Origin of the sequence: Ramlibacter sp., from assembly GCF_036383835.1 — a bacterium.
Classification (GTDB): domain Bacteria; phylum Pseudomonadota; class Gammaproteobacteria; order Burkholderiales; family Burkholderiaceae_C; genus Ramlibacter.
Map to the genome: position 1 here is coordinate 1 of NZ_DASVNN010000105.1, position 5895 is coordinate 5895.

The window sequence follows — 5895 nt, forward strand, 5'->3', positions numbered from 1 at the left end:
GGGGGAGGGAGCAAACCGCCAGCCCCTGACCTGCCATGTGGTTCACCCGCGTCAGCCTGCGCAATCCCGTGTTCGCCACGATGGTGATGCTCGCCATCGTCGTGCTGGGGCTGTTCTCCTACCAGCGCCTGAAGGTCGACCAGTTTCCCAACATCGACTTCCCGGTGGTGGTGGTGCAGACGGAGTACCCCGGCGCCTCGCCGGAAGTGGTCGAGAGCGAGGTCAGCAAGAAGGTCGAGGAGGCGGTGAACTCCATCGCCGGCATCAACGCCCTCACCTCGCGCAGCTTCGAGAACCAGTCGGTCGTCGTCATCGAGTTCCAGCTGCACATCGACGGCCGCAAGGCGGCGGAGGACGTGCGGGAAAAGATCGCCGCGATCCGGCCGGCCTTCCGCACCGAAGTGAAGGAGCCGCGCGTGCTGCGCTTCGACCCGGCGAGCCGGGCGATCTGGTCGCTGGCGGTGCTGCCCGATGCGAGCCGCGGCCGGCCGCTCACGGCGGTGGAGCTCACCAACTGGGCCGACCAGGTGCTCAAGAAGCGGCTGGAGAACGTGCGCGGCGTCGGCTCGGTCGCGCTGGTGGGCGGCACCAAGCGCGAGATCAACGTCTACCTGGACCCGGCGGCGATGGAAGCGCAGGGCATCACGGCCGACCAGGTGGTGAGCGCGGTGCGCAACGAGAACCAGGACCTGCCGGTCGGCGCGATCCGCTCGCAGGCGCAGGAACGCGTGGTGCAGGTCGACGCGCGCATGCAGCGGCCGGAGGACTTCGGGCGCATCATCGTCGCCCGCAAGGGATCGGGCGCCGCCGGTCAAGCCGGCGGCGGCGCCCCGGTGCGCGTCGACCAGGTCGCCCGCGTCGCCGACGGCGCCCAGGAGATCGAGAGCCTCGCGCTCTACAACGGCCAGCGCACGCTGCTGCTGCAGGTGCAGAAGTCGCAGGACGAGAACACCATCGCCGTGATCGACGGCCTGCAGGCCACGCTGAAGGAAATGCGGGCGCAGTTGCCCGCCGGCGTGAAGCTCGAGCCGGTGACCGATGCCTCGCGGCCGATCCGGGTGTCGGTGGACAACGTGCGGCGCACGCTGATCGAAGGCGCGCTGCTGACCGTGCTGATCGTCTTCCTGTTCCTGAACTCCTGGCGCTCCACGGTCATCACCGGCCTCACGCTGCCGATCGCGCTGATCGGCACCTTCCTGTTCATGTACGCCTTCGGCTTTTCCATCAACATGGTGACGCTGATGGCGCTGTCGCTGTGCGTGGGCCTGCTGATCGACGACGCGATCGTGGTGCGCGAGAACATCGTGCGCCACGTGCAGATGGGCAAGCCGCCCTTCCAGGCCTCCATGGACGGCACCCAGGAGATCGGCCTGGCGGTGCTGGCCACCACCTTCTCCATCGTCGCCGTGTTCCTGCCGATCGGCTTCATGGGCGGCATCATCGGCAAGTTCTTCCACGAGTTCGGCGTGACCATCGTGGCGGCGGTGCTGATCTCGATGTTCGTGAGCTTCACGCTGGACCCGATGCTGTCCTCGGTGTGGCACGACCCGGAGGCGGAGGCGCACGGCAAGGCCAGGGCGAAGCCGACGTTCTACGACCGCACGATCGGCCGCGTGACCGGCTGGTTCGACCGCACCACCGACCGGCTCGCGGACACCTACCAGGCGATCCTGCGCTGGTCGCTGGACCACAAGCTCGCGACGCTGTTCGCGGCCTTCGCGATCTTCGCCACCAGCCTCTTCATGGTGCCGCTGCTCGGCACCGAGTTCGTGCCCAAGGCGGACTATTCGGAAACCAGCCTCAGCTTCTACACGCCGGTGGGTTCCTCGCTGGAGCTCACCGAGGCCAAGGCGAAGCAGGTCGAGTCCATCATCCGCGAGTTCCCCGAGGTGCGCTACACGGTGGCGACGATCAACACCGGCGCGCAGGCCGGCAAGATCTACGCGTCGGTGTACGTGCGCATGGTGGACCGCAAGGAGCGCAGCCGCAGCGTGGACGTGGTCTCCGCGCTGCTGCGCGAGCGCCTCAAGCAGGTGCCCGGCATCACGGTGACGCACGCCGGCCTCACCGATGCCGTGGGCGGCAACAAGCAGATCGAGTTCTCGCTGCAGGGGCCGGACCTGAAGGAGCTGGAACGCCTGTCGCGGCTGGTGACGGAACGCGTGCGCTCCATCCCCGGGCTGGTGGATCTCGATTCCAGCGTCAAGCCGGACAAGCCCACCGTGTCGGTCGCCGTGAAGCGCGACGCCGCCTCGGACCTCGGCCTGTCGGTGGCGCAGATCGCCGGCGCGCTGCGCACCCTGGTGGCCGGCCAGACCGTCGGCAACTGGCGCGCGCCCGACGACCAGACCTACGACGTCAACGTGCGGCTCGCGCCCGACGCGCGCACCGCCCTGCAGGACCTGGAGCGCCTGCCCTTCGCCACCGGCAGCAATGCCGACGGCAGCCCGCGCATCGTGCGGCTGAACCAGGTGGCGAGCGTGCGCGAGGGCACCGGCCCCAACCAGATCAACCGCCGCGACCTCGCGCGCGAAGTGGCGATCAACGCCAATGCCTTCGGCCGCTCGGCCGGCGATGTCTCCAGGGACATCCAGGCGCAGCTGGACGCGATCGCGCTGCCGCCCGGCTATCGCACGCAGTTCAGCGGCTCGACCAAGAACATGCGCGAGTCCTTCGGCTACGCGGTGTCGGCGCTGGCGATGGCGGTGGTGTTCATCTACATGATCCTGGCCAGCCAGTTCCGGAGCTTCCTGCAGCCGCTGGCGCTGATGACGTCGCTGCCGCTGACGCTGATCGGCGTGGTGCTGGCGCTGCTGTTCTTCGGCTCCACCCTGTCGATCTTCTCGGTGATCGGCATCGTGATGCTGATGGGCCTGGTGACCAAGAACGCGATCCTGCTGGTGGACTTCGCCATCCGCATGCGCGAGCAGGGCATGGAGCGCTCGCAGGCCCTGCTGCACGCCGCCCGGGTGCGGCTGCGGCCGATCCTGATGACCACCCTGGCCATGATCTTCGGCATGGTGCCGCTCGCCTTCGCCCTGAGCGAAGGCTCGGAACAGCGCGCCCCCATGGGCCAGGCGGTGATCGGCGGGGTGATCACGTCGTCCCTGCTGACGCTGGTGGTGGTGCCCGTCGTCTACTGCTACCTGGACGACCTGGCCGCCTGGGTGATGCGCCGGCGCCGCACCCCCGCGGGCGGTTCCGGAGCCCTGCCCGTCCCGGCTTCTAAAATGGATGGTTTGTCCTGAACGCCAGAGAAAAGACCACCATGAACGCCCCGATCGACCTCGAACGCGCCCGCTTCAACATGATCGAGCAGCAGATCCGGCCCTGGGACGTGCTGGACCTGGACGTGCTCGCCCTGCTGTCGCAGCTCAAACGCGAGGAATTCGTCCCCGCGACGCACAGGTCCCTCGCCTTCGTCGACATGGAAATCCCGCTGGCCGCCAACACGGAAGAGGCCCTGCGCAACGGCTGGTGCATGCTGGCCCCCAGAGTCGAAGCCCGCCTGCTGCAGGACGTCGCCCCCAAGGCCCACGAGAAGGTGCTGGAAGTCGGCGCCGGCTCCGGCTACATGGCCGCCCTGCTCGCCAGCCGGGCCCAGCGCGTGATCAGCCTGGAGATCCAGCCGGAACTCGCCCGCATGGCGCGCGAGAACCTGCAGCGCGCCGGCATCCGCAATGCCGAAGTGCGCGAGGCGGACGGCGCCAAGGGCCTGGCGGCCGAAGGCCCCTTCGACGCGATCGTGCTGTCCGGCTCCGTGCACGAAGTGCCGCAGGCCCTGCTGCAGCAGCTGAAGGTGGGCGGCCGCCTGGCCGCCGTCGTCGGCAACGAGCCCATGATGCGCGCCACCTTCATCACCCGCACCGGCGAAACGTCGTTCACGACCACCCAGCCCTGGGACACCGTGGCGCCGCGCCTGGAGCACTTCCCGCAGCCTTCGCGCTTCCATTTCTGAGCATGATCCCGCAGGTCCGCCCCACCGACTTCGACACCTGGGTCCAGGCCCAGGACGGGCGCCCGCTGGTGCTGGACGTGCGCGAGCCCTGGGAACTGCAGGTGGCGAGCGTGGCGCCGGGCGACTTCGACCTGCTGGCCATCCCCATGAACCAGGTCCCCGCCCGAATGGGGGAGCTGCCGCAGAGCCGCGCGATCGCCTGCCTGTGTCACCATGGGGTGCGCAGCCACCGCGTGGCGCTTTTCCTGGCGCAGCAGGGGTACGCGGACGTGGCGAACATCGCGGGCGGCATCGAGGCCTGGGCGCGGGAGCGCGACCCCTCGGTGCCCCAGTATTGACCGGGCGTCACAACGAGCATTACGCGAAGTACGAGAAGGACGGAACATGAATCGGATGCGGCTTCTCCCCCTGGCGGCAACGGTGCTGGCCCTCGCGGGCCAGGCGCGCGCGGAAGGCCTGCTCGCGCTTTACGAAGCCGCGCGCGCCTACGACGCGACCTGGCAGTCGGCGAAATCGCAGTACGACGCCAACGTCTCCCGCGGCGAGCAGGCCCGCGCCGGCATCCTGCCGCAGGCAGGCCTGTCGGCGGGCGTGACCCGCAGCGCCTTCGACAACAACAATCCGTCGGTCAACCGCGACTTCACCACCCAGCAGGCGACGGTGAGCGCGTCGCAGCCGCTGTACCGTCCGGCCAACCTGGCGACCTATCGCCAGGGCCAGCGCCAGATCGAACTGGCCGAATACCAGCTCACCGCCGCCAGCCAGGACCTGATGATCCGCGTGAGCCAGGCCTACTTCGACGTGCTCGCATCGCAGGACACGCTGGCCTTCGTGCGGGCGCAGAAAGCCGCCGTGGCGGAGCAGCTGGCCGCGGCGCGCCGCAACTTCGAAGTCGGCACCTCCACGATCACCGACACGCGCGAAGCGCAGGCCCGGTACGACCTCGTGCTGGCGCAGGAGATCGCCGCGGAGAACGACCTGCGGGTGAAGCGCCTGGCGCTCGACACGCTGGTCGGCCGCAGCAACGCGCAGCCGAATCCCCTTGCCGCGCCACTGGACGTGCCGGCGCCGCAACCCAACGAGCCGGAAGCCTGGGTCGCCGCCTCGGAATCGGCCAGCCCCGCGATCCTGCAGGCCAGGAAGGCCGTCGAGATCGCCGAACTGGAGACCGACAAGGCCAAGGCGGGCCACAAGCCCACGCTGGACGCCACCGCCAGCTACGGCGTCACCAACAACGTCAACGGCAATGCCACCTCGGCGCAGGACTCCCGGCCCCGCAGCGGCAACGTGGGCCTGGTGTTCAACCTGCCCCTCTTCGCCGGCTTCGCCACGCAGAACCGCATCCGCGAAACGCTGGCGCTGGAGGAAAAGGCCAAGTCCGACCTGGAAGCCACGCGCCGCCAGGTGGCGCAGGCGGTGCGCACCGCCTTCTTCGGCGTGCAGTCCGGCCAGGGCCAGGTGCGCGCGCTGGAAGCGGCCGAAGCCTCCAGCCAGAGCGCGCTGGACGCCAACCGCCTGGGCTACCAGGTGGGCGTGCGCATCAACATCGACGTGCTGAACGCGCAAAGCCAGTTGTTCCAGACCAAGCGCGATCTCGCGCAGGCGCGCTACAACGTGCTGCTGGGGCACCTGCGCCTGCGGCAGGCGAACGGCACGCTGCAGCCGGAGGACCTGGCACGGTTGAATACGCTGCTGGCGCGTTGATCCGTCATCCCCGCGCAGGCGGGGACCCAGGGCTTTCTTGAAGCGGCGCTTTTGCGCCGCTTCCCGCTTTTGAGCAGCGGGGCGCGTCGCGCCAGGCGGCGCGCGGTGTGGTCCCGCTGGGGCGGCGTCCCCCTCGCGCTCCGCGCTACGGGGGCAAACCTGAAAGTCGGATCCCGGCGCCGCCACGCGAAGAACTCCTCTGGAGTTTGCCCGCGCGCGGGCAAACTCCAGAC

General features: G+C 69.3%; 4 protein-coding genes. All 4 read left to right on the forward strand.

Annotation, left to right across the window (positions count from 1 at the left end; translation table 11 throughout):
• Positions 1-35: 35 nt before the first annotated feature.
• Genes VF522_RS16935 through VF522_RS16950 form a run of 4 tightly spaced genes read left to right on the forward strand, consistent with a single transcriptional unit; the run spans position 36 to position 5662 of the window.
• Positions 36-3248, forward strand: a complete 3213-nt coding sequence (locus tag VF522_RS16935; protein WP_330909471.1) for an efflux RND transporter permease subunit — start codon at positions 36-38, stop codon at positions 3246-3248.
• 32 nt (positions 3249-3280) lie between these two features.
• Positions 3281-3958 (forward strand): protein-L-isoaspartate O-methyltransferase family protein, encoded by a 678-nt coding sequence (locus tag VF522_RS16940; protein WP_414709549.1) that lies wholly within the window; start codon positions 3281-3283, stop codon positions 3956-3958.
• A 2-nt stretch (positions 3959-3960) separates the two neighbouring features.
• A complete protein-coding gene (locus tag VF522_RS16945; RefSeq protein ID WP_330909473.1) occupies positions 3961-4296 on the forward strand; it encodes a rhodanese-like domain-containing protein in 336 nt (111 codons plus the stop codon).
• 46 nt (positions 4297-4342) lie between these two features.
• Positions 4343-5662, forward strand: coding sequence for a TolC family outer membrane protein (locus VF522_RS16950; RefSeq protein ID WP_330909474.1), 1320 nt, complete (start codon positions 4343-4345; stop codon positions 5660-5662).
• Positions 5663-5895: the final 233 nt, after the last annotated feature.